This window comes from Streptomyces sp. NPDC102258 (assembly GCF_055584685.1).
Window position 1 is genome coordinate 40720 of record NZ_JBVJLO010000011.1, and the last position, 22456, is coordinate 63175.

At 70.3% G+C, this 22456-nt stretch carries 21 protein-coding genes and 2 tRNA genes; 9 read left to right on the forward strand and 14 right to left on the reverse strand.

Going from position 1 to position 22456, the window contains the following annotated elements; translation table 11 throughout:
- Positions 1–132 precede the first annotated feature (132 nt).
- The gene (locus ACZ6ZT_RS19750) at positions 133–660 is read right to left on the reverse strand and encodes a peptidylprolyl isomerase (protein ID WP_469721032.1); all 528 of its coding nucleotides are present in this window, start codon (positions 658–660) and stop codon (positions 133–135) included.
- Positions 661–835: 175 nt separating this feature from the next.
- On the opposite strand from ACZ6ZT_RS19750, the gene ACZ6ZT_RS19755 reads away from it, so the two are divergent.
- A complete protein-coding gene (locus tag ACZ6ZT_RS19755) occupies positions 836–1546 on the forward strand; it encodes a DUF5324 family protein (RefSeq protein WP_469720750.1) in 711 nt (236 codons plus the stop codon).
- 60 nt (positions 1547–1606) lie between these two features.
- Here ACZ6ZT_RS19755 and ACZ6ZT_RS19760 read toward each other — a convergent pair whose 3' ends face one another.
- Both ACZ6ZT_RS19760 and ACZ6ZT_RS19765 read right to left on the reverse strand, forming a co-directional pair.
- The gene (locus ACZ6ZT_RS19760; protein ID WP_469720752.1) at positions 1607–2209 is read right to left on the reverse strand and encodes a LysM peptidoglycan-binding domain-containing protein; all 603 of its coding nucleotides are present in this window, start codon (positions 2207–2209) and stop codon (positions 1607–1609) included.
- 214 nt (positions 2210–2423) lie between these two features.
- Positions 2424–2496 (reverse strand) — tRNA-Ala (locus ACZ6ZT_RS19765).
- 161 nt (positions 2497–2657) lie between these two features.
- Here ACZ6ZT_RS19765 and ACZ6ZT_RS19770 point away from each other — a divergent pair.
- Both ACZ6ZT_RS19770 and ACZ6ZT_RS19775 read left to right on the forward strand, forming a co-directional pair.
- Positions 2658–3206, forward strand: coding sequence for a helix-turn-helix domain-containing protein (locus ACZ6ZT_RS19770; protein ID WP_469720754.1), 549 nt, complete (start codon positions 2658–2660; stop codon positions 3204–3206).
- 40 nt (positions 3207–3246) lie between these two features.
- Complete coding sequence (locus tag ACZ6ZT_RS19775) at positions 3247–4368, forward strand: serine/threonine-protein kinase (RefSeq protein ID WP_469720756.1); 1122 nt, start codon at positions 3247–3249, stop codon at positions 4366–4368.
- Here the strand turns inward: ACZ6ZT_RS19775 and ACZ6ZT_RS19780 are convergent.
- The 11 genes from ACZ6ZT_RS19780 to dnaA all read right to left on the reverse strand — a co-directional run bounded on the left by ACZ6ZT_RS19780 (position 4365) and on the right by dnaA (position 18654).
- The gene (locus ACZ6ZT_RS19780; RefSeq protein ID WP_469720757.1) at positions 4365–5702 is read right to left on the reverse strand and encodes a hypothetical protein; all 1338 of its coding nucleotides are present in this window, start codon (positions 5700–5702) and stop codon (positions 4365–4367) included. The genes ACZ6ZT_RS19775 and ACZ6ZT_RS19780 overlap by 4 nt on opposite strands.
- 142 nt (positions 5703–5844) lie before the next feature.
- Positions 5845–5979 carry a DLW-39 family protein gene (locus ACZ6ZT_RS19785; RefSeq protein WP_208809277.1) on the reverse strand — a complete coding sequence of 45 codons (135 nt, stop codon included), beginning with the start codon at positions 5977–5979 and terminating at the stop codon, positions 5845–5847.
- Positions 5980–6123: 144 nt separating this feature from the next.
- A tRNA-Ile gene (locus ACZ6ZT_RS19790) sits at positions 6124–6197 on the reverse strand.
- Positions 6198–6280: 83 nt separating this feature from the next.
- A complete protein-coding gene (locus ACZ6ZT_RS19795; protein WP_469720759.1) occupies positions 6281–6940 on the reverse strand; it encodes a DUF3566 domain-containing protein in 660 nt (219 codons plus the stop codon).
- Positions 6941–6942: 2 nt separating this feature from the next.
- A complete protein-coding gene (gyrA, locus tag ACZ6ZT_RS19800; protein ID WP_469720761.1) occupies positions 6943–9555 on the reverse strand; it encodes a DNA gyrase subunit A in 2613 nt (870 codons plus the stop codon).
- A gap of 41 nt (positions 9556–9596) precedes the next feature.
- Complete coding sequence (gyrB, locus tag ACZ6ZT_RS19805) at positions 9597–11618, reverse strand: DNA topoisomerase (ATP-hydrolyzing) subunit B (RefSeq protein ID WP_469721033.1); 2022 nt, start codon at positions 11616–11618, stop codon at positions 9597–9599.
- Positions 11619–12054: 436 nt separating this feature from the next.
- Positions 12055–12591, reverse strand: a complete 537-nt coding sequence (locus ACZ6ZT_RS19810; RefSeq protein WP_469720762.1) for a DciA family protein — start codon at positions 12589–12591, stop codon at positions 12055–12057.
- Positions 12588–13724, reverse strand: a complete 1137-nt coding sequence (gene recF / locus ACZ6ZT_RS19815) for a DNA replication/repair protein RecF (RefSeq protein ID WP_469720764.1) — start codon at positions 13722–13724, stop codon at positions 12588–12590. The genes ACZ6ZT_RS19810 and recF overlap by 4 nt, the downstream gene beginning before the upstream one ends.
- Before the next feature lie 85 nt (positions 13725–13809).
- Positions 13810–14757 (reverse strand): phosphogluconate dehydrogenase (NAD(+)-dependent, decarboxylating), encoded by a 948-nt coding sequence (gnd, locus tag ACZ6ZT_RS19820; RefSeq protein WP_469721034.1) that lies wholly within the window; start codon positions 14755–14757, stop codon positions 13810–13812.
- 119 nt (positions 14758–14876) lie between these two features.
- Positions 14877–16007: a DNA polymerase III subunit beta gene (gene dnaN / locus ACZ6ZT_RS19825; protein WP_469720766.1), complete on the reverse strand. Its 1131-nt coding sequence runs from the start codon at positions 16005–16007 to the stop codon at positions 14877–14879.
- 865 nt (positions 16008–16872) lie between these two features.
- The gene (gene dnaA, locus ACZ6ZT_RS19830; protein WP_469720767.1) at positions 16873–18654 is read right to left on the reverse strand and encodes a chromosomal replication initiator protein DnaA; all 1782 of its coding nucleotides are present in this window, start codon (positions 18652–18654) and stop codon (positions 16873–16875) included.
- Positions 18655–19014: 360 nt separating this feature from the next.
- On the opposite strand from dnaA, the gene rpmH reads away from it, so the two are divergent.
- The 6 genes from rpmH to rsmG all read left to right on the forward strand — a co-directional run bounded on the left by rpmH (position 19015) and on the right by rsmG (position 22306).
- Positions 19015–19152: a 50S ribosomal protein L34 gene (rpmH, locus tag ACZ6ZT_RS19835; protein ID WP_008741645.1), complete on the forward strand. Its 138-nt coding sequence runs from the start codon at positions 19015–19017 to the stop codon at positions 19150–19152.
- 21 nt (positions 19153–19173) lie between these two features.
- Positions 19174–19548, forward strand: coding sequence for a ribonuclease P protein component (gene rnpA, locus ACZ6ZT_RS19840; RefSeq protein ID WP_469720769.1), 375 nt, complete (start codon positions 19174–19176; stop codon positions 19546–19548).
- Entirely contained in the window at positions 19545–19826 is a 282-nt protein-coding gene (gene yidD, locus ACZ6ZT_RS19845; protein WP_075970728.1) for a membrane protein insertion efficiency factor YidD, read from the forward strand. Before rnpA ends, yidD begins: the two co-directional genes overlap by 4 nt.
- Before the next feature lie 3 nt (positions 19827–19829).
- Positions 19830–20936 carry a membrane protein insertase YidC gene (gene yidC / locus ACZ6ZT_RS19850; RefSeq protein ID WP_469720770.1) on the forward strand — a complete coding sequence of 369 codons (1107 nt, stop codon included), beginning with the start codon at positions 19830–19832 and terminating at the stop codon, positions 20934–20936.
- 16 nt (positions 20937–20952) lie between these two features.
- Entirely contained in the window at positions 20953–21462 is a 510-nt protein-coding gene (locus ACZ6ZT_RS19855) for a Jag family protein (protein ID WP_469720772.1), read from the forward strand.
- A gap of 127 nt (positions 21463–21589) precedes the next feature.
- Complete coding sequence (gene rsmG, locus ACZ6ZT_RS19860) at positions 21590–22306, forward strand: 16S rRNA (guanine(527)-N(7))-methyltransferase RsmG (protein ID WP_469720774.1); 717 nt, start codon at positions 21590–21592, stop codon at positions 22304–22306.
- The last annotated feature ends 150 nt before the right edge of the window (positions 22307–22456 follow it).

Here is a 22456-nt window from a genome sequence, read left to right on the forward strand (position 1 = left end):
CCCCTCGATCGGCGGCGGCGGGGGCGGTGCGGGAAACGCCCCGCCGGGTCCGTACCCGGGATACGCGGATACCCGTATCCCGGTACACATCCTGGACGGACGGGCGGGGCGCAAAGGTTCCCGTCGCCGCGCTCAGCGCCGCTCGACGACGACCGACTGGATGATCACGTCGTCCAGGGGGCGCTCGGTGCGCGGGTTCGTGGGACCCGCCGCGATCGTGTCCACGACCTTGCGGCTGGCCGCGTCGGTGACCTCGCCGAAGATGGTGTGCTTACGGGTCAGCCAGGCGGTCGGCGCGACCGTGATGAAGAACTGGGAACCGTTGGTGCCCGGCCCGGCGTTGGCCATGGCGAGCAGGTAGGGCTTGGTGAAGGCCAGGTCGGGGTGGAACTCGTCGGCGAACTGGTAGCCGGGGCCGCCGGTGCCGTTGCCGAGGGGATCGCCGCCCTGGATCATGAAGCCGCTGATGACGCGGTGGAAGACGGTGCCGTCGTAGAGCGGGGCCGTGGTCTTCTGACCGTCCGTCGGGCGGGTCCACTCACGTGCGCCGGTGGCCAGTTCCACGAAGTTGCGGACGGTCTTGGGGGCGAAGTTCTCCAGCAGCTCGACCTCGATGTCGCCGTGGTTCGTCTTCAGGGTGGCGTAGAGCTTCTCGGCCACGGATCTGCCTTCCATAGTCATCACTGTCGGTCCCGATCCTCCCACGGAGGGCTGCGCCGTAGAGAAAATCCGCCACCCGTATGCCCTGTCACGCGCGCCCGGAGGGCCGGAGGCAGGCATGATCCGACAAAGGGTGGAAAGGTGAACTGTGTCCGCCACCGAGGAGGAGGATCCCGTGACCCGCAAGGACAGCGTGCGCCTGGCCGCCGAGAGCGCCAAGGACACCGTGAGGCACGCAGCGGAAGTGGTGGCGCCGTACGCAGGAACCGCCAAGGACGCGGCCGTACATTACGCGCACGAGGCGAACGAGCGGCTGGCGCCGAAGGTCTCGTACGCGGCGAGCCAGGCCTCGCTCCAGGCCCGTGCGGCCTACGACTCCCATCTGCACCCCCGCATGGTCGCGGCCCGCGCCCACGTGCCCCCGCACGTCGACCGGGCGGCCACACAGGCGGTCGAGCAGACCCGCCGCGCCGCGCGCCAGGCCGCCGAGTACACGCAGCCCCGCTTCGAGAGCGCCCTCGCGGCGGCCACTCCCGTCGCCGAGGAGGCCGCCTCGCGGTCGGTCGCGGCCCTGGCCGCGCTGCGCGGCCAGGTGACGCCCGAGGAGGTGCGCCGACTGGTACGCCGCCACGAGCGCCGGGCCCGCTGCGGCCGCTGGGTGCGCGGGGCCGCTCTCGTCGGCCTCGTCGCCGGTGGCGCGTACGCCGCCTGGAAGTGGTGGGACCGGCAGTCGAACCCGGACTGGCTGGTCGAGCCCCCGGCGGCCACCGAGTCCCACGCGCGCACCGCCGCGCCGGCGAGCTTCGACGACGAGCTGGACGAGAAGGAGCGCGAGGAGGAGTCGGGCCCGCCCACGCACCGTCCCGACAGCGACAAGCAGCTCTGACCACGCGAAGGGGCCCGGATCCGCCATCTGGATCCGGGCCCCTTCGCGTGCGCCGTGCGCCTAGTGGGGGAGGGTGAGCACCATCCCCGGGTGGACCAGGTCGGGGTTGGCTCCGATGACCGTGCGGTTCATGGCGTAGAGCTCGCGCCAGCGGGCCTCGTTGCCCAGCTCGCGGCGGGCGATCTCGTACAGCGAGTCCCCGGCCTTGACCGTGTACGTACGCTGCTTCGCGGCGGCGGCCGCCACCGGCTTGGGCGGCACCGGTACGGCCTTGTGCGCGGCCGACGCCGGACTCGGCGACGCGGGCCCGGCCGCGGCCGTGGCCTTCGGCGGCGCCGGCGGCCGGTGCGCGGGGGCCGCGGGGGCCTTGGGCGGCACCGGAACGGCCTTGTGCGCCGCCGACGAAGGCCCGGGCATCGCGGGCCCGCCCGCCGCATGGCCGCCCGCCGCGGGCCCGGCGAGCGGCGGCTTCGGCGGCGCGGTCGCGGCCATGCGGTCGGCGGCCGCCCTGGTCGCCGCCGCGGCGTCGGTGTACTTGCCGCCCATGGACGAGGGCGGCGTCGCGGGGGCCGCCGCGGACTGCTGCTCCACCTGCTCCTCCGTCTTCGCGGCGGCCTCGTGTTCCTTCTTCTTGTCGGATTTGAGGAAGTCGAAGAGTCCCATGTGCGTACGCCTCCGGCGTGGTGTTGCCCCCCGTCGGGCTCGGTGTGCCTGCTTCCACTGTCGGCCACCGTCGCCCGTCCGGCCGCACGACGGGCCCGTCCGGGGGACCGCCGCCCGCTGCTGACGCGCGCGCCGCGCGGGCCGCCGACTCCGGGTTCCGTAACGAAAAAGACCCCTTGACCTGCGTTTTAGCAGGTCAAGGGGTCTTTCACTGTGGAGCCTAGGAGATTCGAACTCCTGACATCTGCCTTGCAAAGGCAGCGCTCTACCAACTGAGCTAAGGCCCCGGGCAACCGGATGCGGCCCTCCCCCGTACGGGAGCGGGTGTTCCGCAGGACAGAGTACCCGGTGTACCCCCGCATCCCGCAAAATGATAGGGACTCCCGCCCCGCGACCACGCTCCGTAAGATGCTCGCGAGGTTCGCACCAGCGAAGGGGAGTAGTCAGAGTGGACGCAGTACAGCAAGAGGCCACGGCCAGAGCCAGGGAACTCCAGCGCAGTTGGTACGGGGAGCCGCTCGGCGCGCTGTTCCGACGGCTCATAGATGACCTCGGGCTCAACCAGGCTCGCCTCGCTGCCGTCCTCGGACTGTCGGCGCCGATGCTGTCCCAGCTGATGAGCGGGCAGCGCGCCAAGATCGGCAACCCGGCCGTGGTCCAGCGGGTCCAGGCCCTCCAGGACCTCGCCGGGCAGGTCGCGGACGGCAGCGTCAGCGCGGCCGAGGCCACCGACCGGATGGACGAGATCAAGAACACCCAGGGGGGTTCCGTCCTCAGCAACAGCGGTCAGACCACGACGGGTTCGGGGGCGCCCACCGTCAAGCGCGTCGTCCGCGAGATCCAGTCGCTGCTGCGCTCGGTCGCCGCGGCCGGGGACATCATCGACGCGGCCGACTCCCTCGCACCCACCCACCCGGAACTGGCGGAGTTCCTCCGGGTCTACGGCGCGGGCCGCACCGCCGAGGCGGTCTCCCACTACGAGGCGCACCAGAACTGACGCACCCGCGTGAAACGGGGGACGGGGGACGGGTACAGCGATGGGTGAGATCTTCGCCGGCCGGTACGAACTGGCCGACCCGATCGGACAGGGCGGGGCGGGAGCCGTCTGGCGGGCATGGGACCGGCGCCGGGGCCGGTACGTCGCCGCGAAGGTGCTGCTCCAGAGCGACGCCCCCGCCCTGCTGCGCTTCGTGCGCGAGCAGGCCCTGCGCATCGACCACCCGCACGTACTGGCCCCGGTCGGCTGGGCGGCGGACGACGACAAGGTCCTGTTCACCATGGACCTGGTCGCCGGCGGTTCCCTCGCCCATGTGATCGGGGACTACGGGGCCCTGCCGCCCCGGTTCGTGTGCGTGCTGCTCGACCAGCTCCTGTCGGGGCTGGCGGCGGTGCACGCGGAGGGCGTCGTCCACCGCGACGTCAAACCGGCCAACATCCTGATGGAGGCCACCGGAACCGGGCGGCCGCACCTGCGGCTGTCCGACTTCGGGATCTCGACGCGCAAGGGCGAGCCGCGGCTGACCGGGACCGGCCGGGTCCTCGGCACGCCGGGCTATTTCGCGCCCGAGCAACTGATGGGCGCGGAGCCCGGCTTCGCCGCCGACCTGTACGCCGCCGGGCTCGTCGCGCTGTACCTGCTGCGGGGCCGGAGGCCCGACTCCCGCGCCCTGGTGGAGCTTTTCCCGGCCCGGGGCGTCCCCGAGGCACCCGAGGGCGTCCCCGTGCCCCTGTGGGGCGTGCTCGCGAACCTCCTGCACCCGGACCCCCTGAGCCGGTTCGGGACCGCCACAGGGGCGCGCAAGGCCCTTGCCGAGGCTGTCCAGTTGCTGCCCGAGGCGGCTCCGGACGAGGATCCGGTGGAGGTGTTCGACCAACTCGGCCCGCTCCCGCCCGGCTTCGGCCCGGAAGGCCCGCTCGGGCCGCCTTCCGCACCTCCCCCGCCCGTCGGCGCGGCCGGTGCCTTCGGGCCGCCGCCTCCCGGCTACGGCCCCGAGCCGACGGACGGCTTCCACCTGGCTCCCCCGACGCCCCACACGCCCCCGGCGCCACCCCGCGCCCGCCGCCGCGTCCCGCCGCCCCCGCCCCCGGCCGTCGCCGGGATCCTCGCGGCGGCGCTGCTCTGCTTCACCACCGCCGTCTGGGCGTTGACCCGGATCTAGGCCCCGCCGGCCCGGCCCCGCCGGGCCAGCAGGAACCAGCCGCCGAGCCCGAGCAGCAGCACCGCCCCCGTCCCGAAGCCCGCGCCCGCCACCGTCCGCATCGCGGCGCGGCCGCCCTCCCGCGCCGCGGCCTCGGGGACGGTGAGCCCCTCCCGCGCCGCGGTCCGCTCGGCCGCGCCGACCCCGAACCCGGCCGCCGCCAGGCCCTCCCGGTAGGCCGGCTCCGGCGCCGGACTCCCGTGCACGTCCACCCGTAACGTCAACGGGACCGGCGAGGCGTCCTCGGTGAACTCCGCCACCTTCCCGCCCAGGGTGACGGCCAGGTAGTACCAGCCGGCCACCCGCACCGGCCGTACCGCCATCGCGTCGGAGAAGCGGTTCGCGTACGCCACGGGCACGGTCCCCGGCAGGGTGAGCGCCGCCTGCCGCCCGTCGTACGAGGTGTCCTTCGACTCCACGAGCCCCCGGTAGGGCGTGTACAGCGAGACGGTGAGCCCGTTGGCGGCGGAGCCGTACGGCCGCGTCATACGGGCCTTCGCGATCTCGGCGCCGACCGCCAGCCGCTGCCCCCAGTCCACCGGGACCCGGTAGAACCGCGTCCGGCCGGGCCACAGCTCGTCGCGCCACACCCCGGTGTCCAGCGCCCGCGCGTCGTTGAAACCGCTGCCCCCGCCCCGGCGGACGGGGTCCGTCCCGGGCAGCACCGGGGACGGCGAGGGGGAGAGCGGCGGCGGGGAGACCGGCGCGCCGCCGCCCGCCGGGGCCGGTTCGCGCATCACCAGCAGCTCCACCGGCCACGCCGCCTGGTCGGAGTCCCTCGCGGCCGTCCGCGTCACCTTCGCGTAGTACGTCCCCGCGCTCTGGCACTCGGCGTCCTCCTCCAGCCGCCGCTGGCCCGCCGCCGCCAGCGGGACGGGGTCGAGGCCGAAGCCGGCCCGGCCGGGGTTGCCCGGGCAGGAGCGGCCGGTGTTGGTCATGACCTCGACCCCGTCCGCGTAGCCGACCCTGCTCCCGGCGGGCGGCCGCAGCACCGCCGAGACGTACACGCTGGAGGCGTCGTCCAGGCCCAGCCGGTAGACCCGTTCGCCCGGCGCGACGGTGTCCTCGTAGACCACGCCCGCCTCCAGCAGCGGGGCGTCCGCCGTGGAGGGCCGGCCCGTCACCCGCCGGGCGCCCTCGGCCTCCCCGTACCGCGGCGGGGGCGGCGCGGAGGGCCCCTGCGCGGCCCGGGCGACACCAGGCGCCCCGCCGACGGCGAGCCCGGCGGCCAGTACGAGCCGCAGGGCCCCGACCGCGACGCCCCGCCCACCCTCCCGACGGCGTACCCACCTCACGCCCAGCACCCCCGAGGTTTGCCAACGCAAGCACAATATTCGCAGAACGGAATTTTCCGTCACGTCACCAAAAAACACGGCACCGCACAGCACGAAGCCCCGGCAGCAGCGGCAGCCGGGGCTTCATGGAATCAAGCGGGTCTCACACGCCGGAACCAGAGGGCACGGAGTCGGTTGCCTCCGTCCACAGGTCCTGCTCGGCGCGGTCCGCCTGGATCTGGCGGTACACGAGGAGCCCGCCGATGGCGGCCAGTGCGACCAGGAGCAGCTTCTTCACCGCGCGACCTCGTCTTTCGTTGACGTTGGGGACTTCTGGCGCCCAACAATACACACCGGCCGATACCGATCGGTTACCTGGAACCCCTCAACTGGCCGCACGACAAAGACCCCCAGGCTTTTCGCCTGGGGGTCTTCGACACTGTGGGGCTAACAGGATTTGAACCTGTGGCCTCATCCTTATCAGGGATGCGCTCTAACCAACTGAGCTATAGCCCCATCCGCGCTGCGCGCTGACTCCTGAAGATTAGCGCACAGACGCGGTCGAGCCAAAATCGCCTTCTACGGGGCGTCCGCGCAGGTCATTCGTCCTCGGCGAGCGTGAGCTCGACGCCGCCCACGAAGCCCGCCGACAGGTTGTAGATGAACGCGCCCAGCGTCGCCAGGGCGGTCATCAGCACCACGTCGATGACCGCGATCACCGAGGTGAAGATCAGCACGCGCGGCAGCGACAGGAACGACTGGAGGTCGAACCCGTTGCTCTCGTTGGACCCGGTGGCCTCGCTGATGGTGCCGCCGACGGTCGAGAAGATGCCCATGGCGTCCATGACCATCCACAGCACCACCGCCGCGACGACCGTGCACACGCCGAGCGCGATCGACAGCAGGAAGCTGACCTTCATCACCGACCACGGGTCGGCCTTGGCCACCCGCAGCCGCGCCTTGCGCGTCCGCGGCGTCGTCCGGGCGGCCGGGCGGGCCCCCCGCTGCGCGCCGGGGCCCTTGGGGGCCGCGTAGGCCTGCGGGGGCTGGTACGGCTGCCCGTCCCGCTCCTGGGCCGTCTGCGCCGCCCGGCCCGCGGCGGCGGCCTTCGGCTTCGACTTCGCCGCCGTCTTCGATTCCGGCTGCGGTCCCCGGGTGTCCGTCACCGTTCCCCCTTGTCCCCCCGTGGAGTCCGCGGCGGGGCCACGGGCACCGTTCGCTCCAGTCTTGGCCGGTCCGGCGCCCGTGGCTCCACTCACGCTTACTCCTCGTGCTCCCCAGCCGAGGGCTCGATGCCCTCGGCGGCCTCGGCGGCCTGTCCGTCGGCTGCCCCGGCCTCGATCTCTGTCTCGATCTCGTCGACCAGGTCAGCTTCCTGACCGGCCTCGGCGTTACGAGCGATGCCGACCACGGCATCGCGCTTGCCCAGGTTGATCAGCTGGACGCCCATGGTGTCACGGCCCGTCTCCCTGACTTCGTTGACGCGCGTACGGATCACACCACCGCTGAGCGTGATGGCGAGAATCTCGTCCGTTTCGTCGACCACCAGCGCGCCGACGAGCGACCCGCGGTCCTCGACGATCTTGGCGGCCTTGATGCCCAGACCGCCACGGCCCTGGACGCGGTACTCGTCCACGGCCGTCCGCTTGGCGTAACCGCCGTCGGTCGCGGTGAAGACGAAGGTACCGGGCCGCACGACGCTCATCGAGAGCAGCTCGTCCCCTTCACGGAAACTCATGCCCTTCACACCCGAGGTGGCACGGCCCATCGGGCGCAGCGCGTCGTCGGTCGCGGTGAAGCGGATCGACTGCGCCTTCTTGCTGATGAGCAGCAGGTCGTCCTCGGCGGAGACCAGCTCGGCGCCGATCAGCTCGTCGTCGCCGCCGGCCTCGGTCTCCCGCAGGTTGATCGCGATGACACCACCCGAACGGGGCGAGTCGTAGTCCTTGAGCGCCGTCTTCTTCACCAGGCCGCCCTTGGTGGCCAGGATCAGGTAGGGCGCCGCCTCGTAGTCGCGGATCGCGAGGATCTGGGCGATCTTCTCGTCCGGCTGGAAGGCCAGCAGGTTCGCCACGTGCTGCCCGCGCGCGTCGCGGCCGGCGTCCGGGAGCTCGTACGCCTTGGACCGGTAGACGCGGCCCTTGTTCGTGAAGAACAGCAGCCAGTGGTGCGTGGTGGAGACGAAGAAGTGGTCGACCAGGTCGTCCTGCTTCAGCTTCGTGCCGCGCACGCCCTTGCCGCCGCGCTTCTGCGAGCGGTAGTCCTCGGTCTTGGTGCGCTTGACGTAGCCGCCGTGCGTGATGGTGACGACGATGTCCTCTTCGGCGATCAGGTCCTCCATGGACATGTCGCCGTCGAAGGGCACCAGCTTGGAGCGCCGGTCGTCGCCGAACTTCTCGACGATCGCCGCCAGCTCCTCGCTGACGATGGTGCGCTGCTTCTGCGGCGAGGCCAGGATCGCGTTGTACTCGTTGATCTTGGCCTGGAGCTCGTCGTGCTCGGCGACGATCTTCTGCCGCTCCAGGGCCGCCAGGCGGCGCAGCTGCATCTCCAGGATCGCGTTCGCCTGGATCTCGTCGATCTCCAGCAGGCCCATCAGGCCCTCGCGCGCGATCTCGACCGTGTTGCTGCGCCGGATGAGGGCGATGACCTCGTCGATCGCGTCCAGGGCCTTGAGCAGACCGCGCAGGATGTGGGCGCGCTCCTCCGCCTTGCGCAGGCGGAACTTCGTGCGCCGGACGACGACCTCGATCTGGTGCTGCACCCAGTGGCGGATGAACGCGTCGACCGACAGGGTGCGCGGCACCCCGTCCACCAGCGCCAGCATGTTCGCGCCGAAGTTCGTCTGGAGGTCGGTGTGCTTGTAGAGGTTGTTCAGCACGACCTTGGCGACGGCGTCGCGCTTGAGCACGATCACCAGGCGCTGGCCGGTCCGGGACGAGGTCTCGTCGCGGACGTCGGCGATGCCGCCGATCTTGCCGTCCTTCACGAGGTCGGCGATCTTCTGCGCCAGGTTGTCCGGGTTGGTCTGGTACGGGAGCTCGGTGACCACCAGGCACTGGCGGTTCTGGATCTCCTCGACCTCGACCACGGCGCGCATCGTGATGGAGCCGCGACCGGTCCGGTACGCCTCCTCGATGCCCTTGCGGCCGACGACCAGCGCGCCCGAGGGGAAGTCGGGGCCCTTGATGCGCTCCAGCAGGGCGTCCAGGAGCTCCTCGTGCGAGGCCTCCGGGTGCTCCAGCGCCCACTGCGCGCCCGCCGCGACCTCGCGGAGGTTGTGCGGCGGGATGTTGGTGGCCATGCCGACCGCAATGCCGGCGCTGCCGTTGACCAGCAGGTTCGGGAAGCGGGCCGGCAGGACGGTCGGCTCCTGGTTGCGGCCGTCGTAGTTGTCCGTGAAGTCGACGGTCTCCTCGTCGATGTCCCGGAGCATCTCCATGGCCAGCGGCATGAGCTTGCACTCGGTGTAGCGCATCGCGGCGGCCGGGTCGTTGCCCGGGGAGCCGAAGTTGCCGTTGCTGTCCACCAGCGGCATGCGCATCGACCACGGCTGGGCCAGGCGGACCAGGGCGTCGTAGATCGAGGAGTCGCCGTGCGGGTGGTAGGTGCCCATGACGTCGCCGACGACGCGGGCGCACTTGTAGAAGCCCTTCTCGGGCCGGTAGCCGCCGTCGTACATCGCGTACAGCACCCGGCGGTGGACGGGCTTGAGACCGTCCCGTACGTCGGGCAGCGCGCGGGAGACGATGACGGACATCGCGTAGTCGAGGTAGGAGCGCTGCATCTCCGTCTCAAGCCCGACGGGCTCGATCCGCAGCACGGGCTGCTCCTCCGCGGCGTTCTCGGCGGTGGGGGTGGTTTCGTCGGCCATTGCTGGTCAGAAGTCCTTTCAGGCGGTCAGCGGAGACCGACTCAGATGTCGAGGAACCGAACGTCCTTGGCGTTGCGCTGGATGAAGGAGCGACGTGCCTCGACGTCCTCGCCCATCAGCACCGAGAACAGGTCGTCGGCCTGCGCCGCGTCGTCCAGCGTGACCTGGCCGAGCACGCGGTGGTCCACGTCCATGGTGGTGACGCGCAGTTCCTCGGCGTTCATCTCGCCCAGACCCTTGAAGCGCTGGATCGAGTCCTCCCTGATCCGCTTGCCGTTCTGCTTGCCCAGCTCGACCAGGGCGTCGCGCTCGCGGTCCGAGTACGCGTACTCGAAGTCGTCGCGGCCCCACTTGATCTTGTAGAGCGGGGGACGGGACAGGTAGACGTGCCCGGCCTCGACCAGCGGCCGCATGAAGCGGAAGAGGAAGGTGAGCAGCAGGGTGTTGATGTGCTGGCCGTCGACGTCGGCGTCCGCCATCAGGATGATCTTGTGATAGCGGAGCTTCGCGATGTCGAAGTCCTCGTGCACACCGGTGCCGAAGGCGCTGATCAGCGCCTGGACCTCGGTGTTCTGGAGGATCTTGTCGATCCGCGCCTTCTCGACGTTCAGGATCTTGCCGCGGATCGGCAGGATGGCCTGGTACATCGGGTTGCGGCCGGACTTCGCCGAGCCGCCGGCGGAGTCGCCCTCGACGATGAAGATCTCGCACTTCGTCGGGTCGTTCGACTGGCAGTCGGACAGCTTGCCCGGCAGCGAGGCGCTCTCCAGCAGGCCCTTGCGGCGGGTCAGGTCGCGCGCCTTGCGGGCCGCGACGCGCGCCGTGGCCGCCTGGATCGACTTGCGGATGATGTCCGCGGCCTCGACCGGGTTGCGGTCGAACCAGTCGTTGAGGTGCTCGTGGACGACCTTCTGCACGAAGGTCTTGGCCTCCGTGTTGCCCAGCTTGGTCTTCGTCTGGCCCTCGAACTGGGGCTCGCCCAGCTTGACCGAGATGATCGCCGTCAGACCCTCGCGGATGTCCTCGCCGGCGAGGTTGTCGTCCTTCTCGCGCAGCAGCTTCTTCTCGCGCGCGTAGCGGTTGACCAGACCGGTCAGCGCCGCGCGGAAGCCCTCCTCGTGGGTGCCGCCCTCGTGCGTGTGGATCGTGTTCGCGAAGGAGTAGACCCCCTCGGTGTACTGCGAGTTCCACTGCATCGCGATCTCGACCGAGAGCATGCGCTCCTTGTCCTCGGCCTCGACGTCGATGACGGTCGGGTGGATCAGCTCGCCCTTGCGCGAGTTGAGGTACTTCACGAAGTCGACGATGCCGCCCTCGTAGTAGTACTTCACCGTGCGCGCGGTCGGCTCCGCCACGTCCGCTTCGGGGTCGTCCGCGCCGACCGTCGCCTTCGCCGACTCGCGCTCGTCGGTCAGCGTCAGGGTCAGGCCCTTGTTGAGGAAGGCCATCTCCTGGAAGCGCCGCGACAGCGTCTCGAAGGAGTACTCGGTGGTCTCGAAGATGTCGCCGTCGGCCCAGAACGTCACCGACGTGCCGTGCTCGTCGGTCTCCTCGTTCTTGGCCAGCGGGGCCGTCGGCACGCCCAGCTTGTAGTCCTGGGTCCAGCGGTGGCCGTCCGTCTTGACCTCGACCGCGACCTTGGTGGACAGGGCGTTCACGACGGAGACGCCGACGCCGTGCAGACCGCCGGAGACCGCGTAGCCGCCGCCGCCGAACTTGCCGCCCGCGTGCAGCACCGTCAGCACGACCTCGACGGCCGGCTTGCCCTCGGACGGCACGATGCCGACCGGGATGCCACGGCCGTTGTCGATCACGCGCACCCCGCCGTCGGCGAGGATCGTCACGTCGATGGTGTCCGCGTGCCCGGCCAGCGCCTCGTCGACCGAGTTGTCGACGACCTCGTAGACGAGGTGGTGCAGACCACGCTCGCCCGTCGAGCCGATGTACATACCCGGCCGCTTGCGGACCGCGTCCAGGCCCTCAAGGACCTGGATCGCACTGGCGTCGTAATTCTTCTCGTTGGAGTCGCCGGAATCGGCCACGAAGCGCCCTCTCTGGCACAGCGCAGCCCGTACTCCGGACCAGCGTGTGCACCGGCGGGAGCGGCCGCGTCGATCTGCGTTGTCTGCGTTGTTCGGTGTCCCCCCGCGAACTGGGCGGGATTGCCTCCAGTCTACCGGTATCACTGACATGAATGGGGGTTTGCCGGTACCTGAGTCCGCATGTGCCGCCCTGAACCTCCACTCTCCGACTCCCCATATCCGGGGAGGGGCTCAAAGTGGCTCACGCGGGCATCCAGCGCTTCGGCCTGTCAACCCGTGGCTACCGTGAGGGACACCACCGGGAACAGGCGGCACGCGTGTGCGGAAGCCGCCATTCCGGTGGAAGGGCGGATGGCTGGAAGGAAGGGGGACGAGGGGAAAGGCGTACGGGAGGACTTCCGCGCTGCCCGGCAGGCGTCGGCGGAGCCCCGGCAGGCGTCGGCGGAGCGCACCGGCCTCAGCCGTAGGTGTCGCCCGGGCCCGTGCTGCCGGGGCTGCGCCAGGGTCCGTACCGCTTCGGCCCGCCACCCGGGCCCTGGACCTTGATCAGCCGGACCGTGCCCTGCCCCAGGTCGGCGTTGAGCCGGGCCACCAGCTGCGGGGCCAGCAGCTTCAGCTGCGCGGCCCAGGCCGAGGAGTCGCAGCGGACCAGCAGCTCGCGGTCCTCGTAGCGCTCCGGTACGCAGTGCGCGGCGATCTCCGGCCCGACGATCTCCGCCCAGCGCTCCATCACCCCGGCCACCGCGATCGGCATCTCCCAGCCGCGCTCCGTGCGCAGCCGGTCCAGCGCCGCCATCAGCGGCATCGGGTCCCGGCCGTCCGCCCGGGCGCCGGAGCGCAGGCCCGGCTGGTGCTGCCGGCGGCCCCGCCCGGTCGCCGCGTTGCCGCGGGCGCGGGCCTGCTCGCGGGCGGCGGCCAGCGCCTGCCGCGCGAGGTCGACCCCGGAGGGTTCCGGGGCCTTGCGCTGGTCCTGGCCGCCCTCGCCCGCGTTCACAGCCGGGTCACCTCGCCGTCGGCCACCGCGAACCGGGTGCCCGCCAAGATGCCCGGAACGTCGTCGTCCACCGCCGCCGTCACCAGGACCTGCTCCCCCGGAGCGACCAGTTCCGCAAGCCGCTCACGGCGGCGGGCGTCCAGCTCCGCGAAGACGTCGTCCAGGATCAGCACCGGCTCGGTCCCCTCGGAGCGCAGCAGTTCGTACGCGGCCAGGCGCAGGGCGAGCGCGTACGACCAGGACTCGCCGTGGCTGGCGTACCCCTTCGCGGGCAGCTCGCCCAGGCGCAGCAGGACGTCGTCGCGGTGCGGGCCCACCAGCGTCACGCCGCGTTCGATCTCCTGCTTGCGCACCTCGGCGAGGGCCGCGAGCAGCACCTCGTACAGGGCCTCGCGGGTCCGGGCGCCGCCGCTGTCGACCGGCTCGCCGGCCGAGGACTTGTAGGCGAGGCCGAGCGGGCCGCCCCCGGGCGCGAGCTGCTCGTAGGCCTTGTCGGCCAGCGGCAGCAGCGTCGTGATCAGGTCGAGGCGCTGCGCGAGGAGCTCGGCTCCGGCGCGGGCCAGGTGCTGGTCCCACACGTCGAGGGTGGACAGGTCCATGGAGCGGCCGCCGTGGCGGCGGGCCATGGCGGCGGACTTCAGCAGGGTGTTGCGCTGCTTGAGGACGCGCTCGTAGTCGGAGCGGACGGCCGCCATCCGCGGGGAGCGGGCGGTGACGAGCTCGTCGAGGAAGCGGCGCCGTTCCCCCGGATCGCCCTTGACCAGGGCCAGGTCCTCGGGGGCGAACAGCACGGTCCGTACGATTCCCAGCACGTCGCGGGGTCTGACCTGCGAGGACCGGTTGATCCGGGCGCGGTTGGCGCGGCCGGGGTTCAGCTCCAGCTCCACCAGCTGCTGGCGTTCGCCCTGGGTGACGGCGGCGCGGACGACGGCCCGGTCGGCGCCCATCCGCACCAGGGGGGCGTCCGAGGAGACCCGGTGGCTGCCCAGGGTGGCCAGGTAGCCGATGGCCTCGACCAGGTTCGTCTTGCCCTGGCCGTTGGGCCCCACGAACGCCGTGACGCCCGGGGCGAGGGGAACCTCGGCCCGGGCGTACGAGCGGAAGTCGGCCAGTGAGAGATGCGAAACGTGCATTCGGCGCCGACCTCCCCCGGCTTCCTGCTGCTGTGCTGTGGAGCTGTACCCGGTCCTGCTGGTGTGCTGTGCGCCGGTGGCGCGGTTACTTCTTCTCGACCGCGTGTCCGCCGAACTGGTTGCGCAGCGCCGCGATCATCTTCATCTGCGGCGAGTCGTCCTGGCGCGAGGCGAAGCGGGCGAACAGCGAGGCGGTGATCGCCGGCAGCGGCACCGCGTTGTCGATCGCGGCCTCGACCGTCCAGCGGCCCTCGCCGGAGTCCTGCGCGAAGCCGCGCAGCTGCTGCAGGTGCTCGTCCTCGTCCAGCGCGTTCACGGCCAGGTCGAGCAGCCAGGAGCGGATGACCGTCCCCTGCTGCCAGGACCGGAAGACCTCGCGGACGTCGGTGACCGAGTCGACCTTCTCCAGCAGCTCCCAGCCCTCGGCGTAGGCCTGCATCATGGCGTACTCGATGCCGTTGTGGACCATCTTCGCGAAGTGGCCCGCGCCGACCTTGCCGGCGTGCACGGCGCCGAAGTCACCTTCGGGCTTGAGGGCGTCGAAGACCGGCTGGACCACGGCGACGTCCTTCTCGTCGCCGCCGTACATCAGCGCGTAGCCGTTCTCCAGGCCCCAGACGCCGCCGGAGACGCCGCAGTCGACGAAGCCGATGCCCTTGGCCTTCAGCTCCTCGGCGTGCTTCTCGTCGTCGGTCCAGCGGGAGTTGCCGCCGTCCACGACGATGTCGCCGGGGGAGAGCAGCTCGCCCAGTTCGTCGACGGTGGACTGGGTGGCCGCGCCCGCGGGGACCATCACCCACACGACGCGGGGGGCCTGCAGGCCGTCCACAAGCTCCCGCAGGCTGTGGACATCGGCGAGGTCTGGGTTGCGGTCGTATCCGATGACGGTGTGGCCTGCGCGGCGGATGCGCTCGCGCATGTTGCCGCCCATCTTGCCGAGACCGACGAGACCGAGCTCCATCAGGTGCTTCCTTACGCGTTGTGGCCGTCTTTGCCTGTACGGGGGCTGCCCGGTCCGGGCGGCCCGCCGGATCCGAGCCTACGCCGGGCCGCGCGGCGGGGCCCGCTCCGCACGACGGCGGGCCCGGCTCCGCGGGCGGGGCCGGGCCCGGCGTCGGTGGGCGCGGGCTGAGCGCGGGCTGGGCCCGGCCGTCAGCCGGAGAGGCGCACCGGCATGATCAGGTACTTGTACGCCTCGTCCGCCTCGGCGTCGACCGCCGGCCGGCCGCTGAGCAGCGCGGGCTTGGTGGACGTGGTGAAGCTGAGCTGGGCGGCGGGCGAGTCGATCGCGCTCAGACCGTCCAGCAGGAAGGTCGGGTTGAAGGCGATCGAGATGTCGTCGCCCTCCAGGTTCGCGTCGACGCGCTCCACAGCCTGTGCGTCGTCGCTGGATCCCGCTTCCAGGATCAGGACGCCCTGCTCGAAGCTGAGGCGGACCGGGGTGTTGCGCTCGGCGACCAGGGCCACGCGCTTGACGGCCTCGACGAACGGGGCGGTCTCGATCACCGCGACGGAGTTGAACTCGGTCGGGAAGAGCGTGCGGTACTTCGGCAGGTCGCCTTCGAGCAGCCGGGTCGTGGTGCGGCGGCCCGCGCCCTCGAAGCCGATCAGGCCCTCGCCCTGGCCGGAGCCGGAGAGCGCCAGGGTGACCGTGTCGCCGCTGGTCAGCGACTTGGCGGTGTCCAGCAGCGTCTTGGCGGGCACCAGGGCGACGGCGGAGGCGTCCGGGTTCTCCGGCTTCCACAGGAACTCGCGGACCGCGAAGCGGTAGCGGTCGGTGGAGGCCAGGGTGACGCGGTCGCCCTCGATCTCGATGCGGACACCGGTCAGCACGGGCAGCGTGTCGTCGCGCCCGGCGGCGATGGCGACCTGGGCGGCGGCGGAGGCGAAGACCTCACCGGGCACGGTGCCGGTCGCGGTGGGCATCTCCGGCAGGGCCGGGTACTCCTCCACAGGCAGGGTGTGGAGGGTGAACCGCGAGGAGCCGCAGACCACGGTCGCCCGTACACCGTCTGTGGAAATCTCCACCGGGCGGTTGGGGAGGGCGCGGCAGATGTCGGCGAGGAGCCGGCCGGAGACCAGGACGGTGCCGTCCTCCTCCACGTCCGCCTCGACGGAGACCCGGGCCGAGACCTCGTAGTCGAAGCCGGAGAGGGACAGGGTGCCGTCCTCGGCCTTCAGCAGCAGGCCCGCGAGCACGGGCACCGGCGGCCGGGCCGGGAGGCTGCGTGCAGCCCAGGCCACCGCCTCCGCGAGTACGTCGCGTTCCACCCGGATCTTCACCGGAACCGCCTCCTGCTGTTGCTCGCTCGTCTGCCGGCCTTCGTCGTCGGCTCGTCGATGCCTCGACCGATGCCGGGGACCAGTCTGACGTACGGCGCCGACAGTCGTCGCGGCTGGCGGTCAAGTCGGGAGCGGGGCGTCGGAGCGGCCGGACGGCGAGTTGTGCACAGGACCCGCTTGAAAACCGAAACCGGCCTAACTCTCTATGGGGGTAGTAGTAGGGCCTGTGGAAACGGTGGATAAGCCCGTTTTCGCAGGTCAGCCCCGGTTTTTTATCCCCACACCCTGTGGGTGACACCGGTGGACAACACGGTGTCTCTGTGGAGAACGAAAAGTTCTGCACAGGCCGTCCCCAGATGACCCGCACTACTCCACAGCTGTGTCCCCAGCTTTTCCCCAGTCGTCCACACGGCAAACGTCGACATCCGTGTGACCGCTTTCACTCGCGACGGTGACGGGGGGTGGCTCGTTGCCGAACAGTGGACAACGGTGTGGAGAACCTTGGCCACCCTGTGCACGGGACGGGAGAACCTGTGGGTCGACGGTGGACAACGGCGTGAACGGCCCTGTGGACGAATATTTTGTCCACAGCCTGTGGATGACGTTTGCGCACAAGTACACAGGGGGTTGACCTGGCCTGATGATCCCTCAAGCGGCGACCCTGTGGACAGATTGTGGGCGACGGGAACTGTCCTCAGGCTGTGGACGGAAGAAAGTCGGGAAATCTGTGGACGACTTCCTCCCTGGGGGGCGTATTCGAACAGAGCAGGGGCGCGCGGACGACGAAGGGCGCCCCCGGTTCGATCCGGAAGCGCCCTGTCGTGGGGTGTGAAGTGCCCCTGACGCCACCGCCCGGGGGCCGGCGTCAGGCGTTCTTGATGCGGTTGGTGAGCTCCGTGACCTGGTTGTAGATGGAGCGGCGCTCGGCCATCAGGGCGCGGATCTTGCGGTCGGCGTGCATGACGGTCGTGTGGTCGCGGCCGCCGAACTGGGCCCCGATCTTGGGCAGGGACAGGTCCGTGAGCTCCCGGCACAGGTACATGGCGATCTGCCGGGCGGTCACCAGCACCCGGCTGCGCGAGGAACCGCACAGGTCGTCCACCGTGAGCCCGAAGTAGTCGGCGGTGGCCGCCATGATGTCGGAGGCCGTGATCTCGGGCGCGCTGTCCTCGCCGCCCGGGATCAGGTTCTTGAGGACGTCCTCGGTCAGACCCAGGTCGACCGGCTGCCGGTTGAGGCTCGCGAAGGCCGTGACCCGGATCAGCGCCCCCTCCAGCTCGCGGATGTTGCGCGAGATGCGGGAGGCGATGAACTCCAGTACCTCCGGCGGGGCGTTGAGCTGCTCCTGGACGGCCTTCTTGCGCAGGATCGCGATCCGGGTCTCCAGCTCGGGCGGCTGGACGTCGGTGATCAGGCCCCACTCGAAGCGGTTGCGGAGCCGGTCCTCCAGGGTGACGAGCTGCTTGGGCGGCCGGTCGGAGGAGAGCACGATCTGCTTGTTGGCGTTGTGCAGCGTGTTGAAGGTGTGGAAGAACTCCTCCTGCGTCGACTCCTTGCTCGCGAGGAACTGGATGTCGTCGACGAGCAGGATGTCCATCTCGCGGTAGCGCTTGCGGAACGCGTCGCCCTTGCCGTCGCGGATGGAGTTGATGAACTCGTTGGTGAACTCCTCCGAGCTCACGTACCGCACCCGGGTGCCGGGGTAGAGGCTGCGCGCGTAGTGCCCGATGGCGTGCAGCAGGTGCGTCTTGCCGAGACCCGACTCCCCGTAGATGAAGAGCGGGTTGTACGCCTTCGCCGGCGCCTCGGCGACGGCGACCGCGGCCGCGTGCGCGAAGCGGTTGGAGGCGCCGATGACGAAGGTGTCGAAGAGGTACTTGGGGTTCAGCCGGGCGGTCGGCTCCGGCGGGCCCGAGGTGGAACCGCCGGACGAGGACGGCGGCGGCGCGGGCCGGCCGGGCGCCGGGCGCGGGGCGCTCTGCTCGTACTGGTTCTGCTCGTAGCCCTGCTGCTCGTACTTCTGCTGCTCGTACTTCTGGGCGTCGTACTTCTGCTGTTCGTACTTCTGCTGTTCGTACGAACCCTGGTCGTACGCGTTCTGGTCGTAGCCGCCGGGCTCCTGCTGCTGGAGGTAGCCGGGCTGGGGGGAGGCGTACGGGTCGCGCTCCGGGAAGCCGCCGAGGCGGGGCTGCTGCCAGCCGTAGTCGTCGCCGCCCCCGCGGGGCCAGGCGCCGGGCTCCGGGCGCTGCTGCTGGTACTCGGGGTAGGCGGGGCGGGCCGTGGGGAGGTGGTCCTCGCCCGGGCCGCCGGGGCGCTGGCCGCCGTACGGCTCGTATCCCTCGCGCTGGCCGGAGGCGGGCGGCGCGGGCTCGCCCGCGGAGTCGTCCACGGTGATCGCGATCCGGATCGGCCGGCCGCACTCGCGGCTGAGGGCGTCGCTGATGAGCGGGGCGAGGCGGCCTTCGAGGACCCGCTTGCCCCATTCGTTGGGCACGGCGAGCAACGCGGTGTCGGCGACGAGGGCGAGCGGCTGGCATCGTTCCACCCACTGCTTGTCCTTGGGCTCGATCCCCTGCTGACCCTCCCCGAGCAGCTTTTCGAGCACGCGTGGCCACACTGCGGCAAGATCGGCAGGTACGTCAGCCACAGAGCACGCTCTCTCACAGGTCCCGGTCCCACGAATGTGTGGTTCTTTGGGACGGTCGGGACAAAAAATCCGGGATCACGCCACGGTAGTCAGGCCGGTGGGTAGGGTTCAAGTCGTTGTCCACAGCCTGTGCACAGTGTGGGGCAGGACGACCTCGGTTTGACCGGATGGCGTAGCCGCGCGTACCGTAACGAGGTCGAATTATCGATGGCTGCTGCCGCCTGCCTACCGATGGGCGAAGGTCACTGATCGTGATCATTTAGCGGTGCCCACTCGGGCGAACACGCGAGTTCCTCGTGGGCGCACGGTGACAGCCAGGCGATGTAACGCCATACACGATTCATTCTCTGGAGCCCCCGAGTGAGCAAGCGCACCTTCCAGCCGAACAACCGTCGTCGTGCCAAGACCCACGGCTTCCGCCTGCGGATGCGTACCCGTGCCGGTCGCGCGATCCTCGCGAACCGTCGCGGCAAGGGCCGCGCCGCCCTTTCCGCGTAATCACGCGCGGATCGTGACGTCGTGCTGTCTCCCGAGAATCGGCTGAGGCGGCGCGAGGACTTCGCGAGCGCGGTACGGCGGGGCAGGCGGGCAGGACGCCCCCTCCTCGTCGTCCACCTACGTACCAGCGGTGCAACGGACCCGCACGAGCCGGGGGAGATCGATCCCTCGCCGCGTGCGGGTTTCGTCGTCAGCAAGGCTGTCGGCGTGGCCGTCGTCCGGAACCGGGTGAAGCGCCGTCTGCGTCACCTCGTGCGCGACCGGCTGGCCCAGTTGCCCCCCGGTAGCCTGGTGGTGGTACGGGCCCTGCCCGGAGCGGGCGACGCCGGCGTAGACGAGCTGGCCCGTGACCTGGATGCCGCCTTGGCGCGGCTACTGGGAGGCGTGGCCCGATGAAGTACCCGCTGCTCGCTTTGATCAAGCTGTACCAGTGGACGATCAGTCCGCTGCTCGGGCCGGTGTGCCGCTACTACCCCTCGTGTTCGCACTACGGGTACACGGCCATCGACCGGCATGGTGCGGTGAAGGGGACGGTTCTGACCGCCTGGCGGATCCTGCGGTGCAATCCGTGGTCCCCGGGCGGTGTGGATCATGTCCCACCCCGGAAACGCCCGCGTTGGCACGAGCAGCTGCGCAGTGCGTTGCGTAGATCTCGCAATGCTCAAGGAGCCTGATTAGTGGACACGATTGCCAGTCTGTTCAGCTTTATCACCACACCCGTGTCGTGGGTCATCGTCCAGTTCCACAGCCTGTACGGGGCGATCTTCGGTGCGAACAGTGGGTGGGCCTGGGGCCTGTCCATCGTGTCCCTGGTGGTCCTGATCCGTATCTGCCTGATCCCGCTCTTCGTGAAGCAGATCAAGGCGACGCGTGGCATGCAGGCGCTCCAGCCGAAGATGAAGGTGATCCAGGAGCGCTACAAGAACGACAAGCAGCGTCAGTCCGAAGAGATGATGAAGCTGTACAAGGAGACGGGTACCAACCCGCTCTCCTCGTGCCTTCCCATCCTGGCGCAGTCCCCGTTCTTCTTCGCGCTCTACCACGTGCTCTCGGCCATCGCCAACGGCCAGACCATCGGCGTGATCAACCAGTCGCTGCTGGAGAGCGCCCGTCAGGCGCACATCTTCGGTGCCCCGCTGGCCGCCAAGTTCACGGACTCGGCGAGCAAGGTCGAGGCCCTCGGCGCCTCGATCACCGACGTGCGCATCGTGACCGCGGTCATGATCATCATGATGTCGCTGTCGCAGTTCTACACCCAGCGCCAGCTGATGCAGAAGAACGTGGACCTCTCGGTCAAGACGCCCTTCATGCAGCAGCAGAAGATGCTGATGTACGTCTTCCCGCTGATCTTCGCCGTGATGGGCATCAACTTCCCCGTCGGTGTCCTCGTCTACTGGCTGACCACCAACGTGTGGACCATGGGCCAGCAGATGTACGTGATCAGCCAGAACCCGACCCCGGGCAGCAAGGCGCAGGACATGTACCTGACCCGCCTGCTGAAGCACGTCTCCACCCACGGGGACATCAAGGGCCGGGGCAAGAAGAAGATCGTCGCGGCGATCGTGGCCAAGGGCCCGGACCGCAACGACAACGAGCGGAAGTTCATCACCGCGCTGACGAAGCAGGGCATGGCCGCCCAGCCGGACGGCTCCGTGATCAAGAGTGCCGTGGCGACCGCGGACGCGGACGCGGCGAGCGGCGGTGTCGCGACCAAGCGCCAGCAGCCGAAGCGGCAGTCGAAGTCGAAGCGTCAGACGCCCCCCAGCAAGCCCTCCAACAAGTAAGAAGGAGTTCCCTCCCGTGACGGAAGGCACCACCACCGCCGCCGCTGAGAGTGGCGACACCCTGACCCGCCTGGAGCAGGAGGGTGAGATCGCGGCCGACTACCTTGAGGGTCTGCTGGACATCGCCGACCTGGACGGCGACATCGACATGGACGTCGAGGCCGACCGCGCCGCGGTGTCGATCGTGAGTGACTCCCCCCGCGACCTGCAGAAGCTCGTGGGCCGCGACGGTGAGGTCCTGGAGGCGCTCCAGGAGCTGACGCGCCTGGCCGTGCACCGGGAGACCGGGGACCGCAGCCGGCTGATGCTGGACATCGCCGGTTTCCGGGCCCAGAAGCGCGAGGAGCTCGCGGCCCTGGGTGCCAAGGCCGCGGCGGACGTGAAGGCCTCGGGCGAGCCCCTGAAGCTGGCCCCGATGACCCCCTTCGAGCGCAAGGTGGTCCACGACGCCGTGGCGGCCGCCGGTCTGAAGAGCGAGTCCGAGGGCGAGGAGCCGCAGCGCTTCGTCGTTGTGCTTCCGGCCTGACCGGAACGTTGTGCGTCGGCCCCGTCTGTGTCGCAGGCGGGGCCGATGTTTGTAAGCCTGACAGTTGAACGGCACGGTATTGGCGTGAGCGGTTCTGTGAGCGGTTCTGTACGGAAGGACGGTCCCCGTGACGGAGGCAGCTGAGCTTCCCCCGGCGCCTGAAGAGGCGCGCGCGGTGTTCGGTGAGTTTTTCCCGGAAGCTGTGCGGTATGCGGAGCTGCTGGCGGATGCGGGGGTCAAGCGCGGCCTGATCGGGCCGCGTGAGGTTCCCCGGCTGTGGGAGCGGCATCTGCTGAACTGCGCGGTGCTTTCCGAGGTGGTGCCCGAGGGCGTCACCGTCTGCGACGTGGGTTCCGGCGCCGGTCTGCCCGGTATCCCGCTCGCACTGGTCCGGCGGGACCTGAAGATCACCCTTTTGGAGCCCCTGCTCCGCCGCACGAACTTCCTCCAGGAGGCCGTGGAGCTGCTCGGGCTGGACCATGTAACGGTGGTGCGCGGGCGGGCCGAGGAGATGCTCGGCAAGGTTCAGCCGGTGCACGTGGTGACGGCCCGGGCCGTCGCCCCCCTCGATCGGCTCGCCGGCTGGGGCGTGCCGCTGCTGCGTCCGTACGGGGAGATGCTGGCGCTCAAGGGCGACACCGCCGAGGAGGAGCTGGTGGCGGCGAAGGTCGCCCTCAGCAAGCTCGGTGTGGTGAAGACCTCGGTGCTCCAGGTCGGCGAGGGCGTGGTCGATCCGCTGTCCACGGTGGTCCGGGTGGAGGTCGGGGAAAGCCCCGGTGGGGTGAGGTTCGCGGCCAAGCGGGCTAAGGCCGCGCGCGTGGGGCGGACCCGCCGCCGCCGTTGATCTTGCTGGTTTCCGGGGCGTTGGGCCCTATAGGTATGGATTTCGGAGTGTCGTAGCGGTCTGAAGACTCCGTCCACGTTGCGTCCGGGCATCGTGTTTCACGTGAAACGTCGCTCTCTGCTGCACGGAATCATCAGCCGCGGCCGTGCC

Bases quoted from the DNA above. Each gene is read 5' to 3' on its own strand.
- ACZ6ZT_RS19760 (WP_469720752.1), bottom strand. From the start codon at position 2,209: ATGGGACTCTTCGACTTCCTCAAATCCGACAAGAAGAAGGAACACGAG.
- ACZ6ZT_RS19775 (WP_469720756.1), top strand. From the start codon at position 3,247: ATGGGTGAGATCTTCGCCGGCCGGTACGAACTGGCCGACCCGATCGGA.
- gyrA (WP_469720761.1), bottom strand. From the start codon at position 9,555: ATGGCCGACGAAACCACCCCCACCGCCGAGAACGCCGCGGAGGAGCAG.
- recF (WP_469720764.1), bottom strand. From the start codon at position 13,724: ATGCACGTTTCGCATCTCTCACTGGCCGACTTCCGCTCGTACGCCCGG.
- yidD (WP_075970728.1), top strand. From the start codon at position 19,545: ATGAAGTACCCGCTGCTCGCTTTGATCAAGCTGTACCAGTGGACGATC.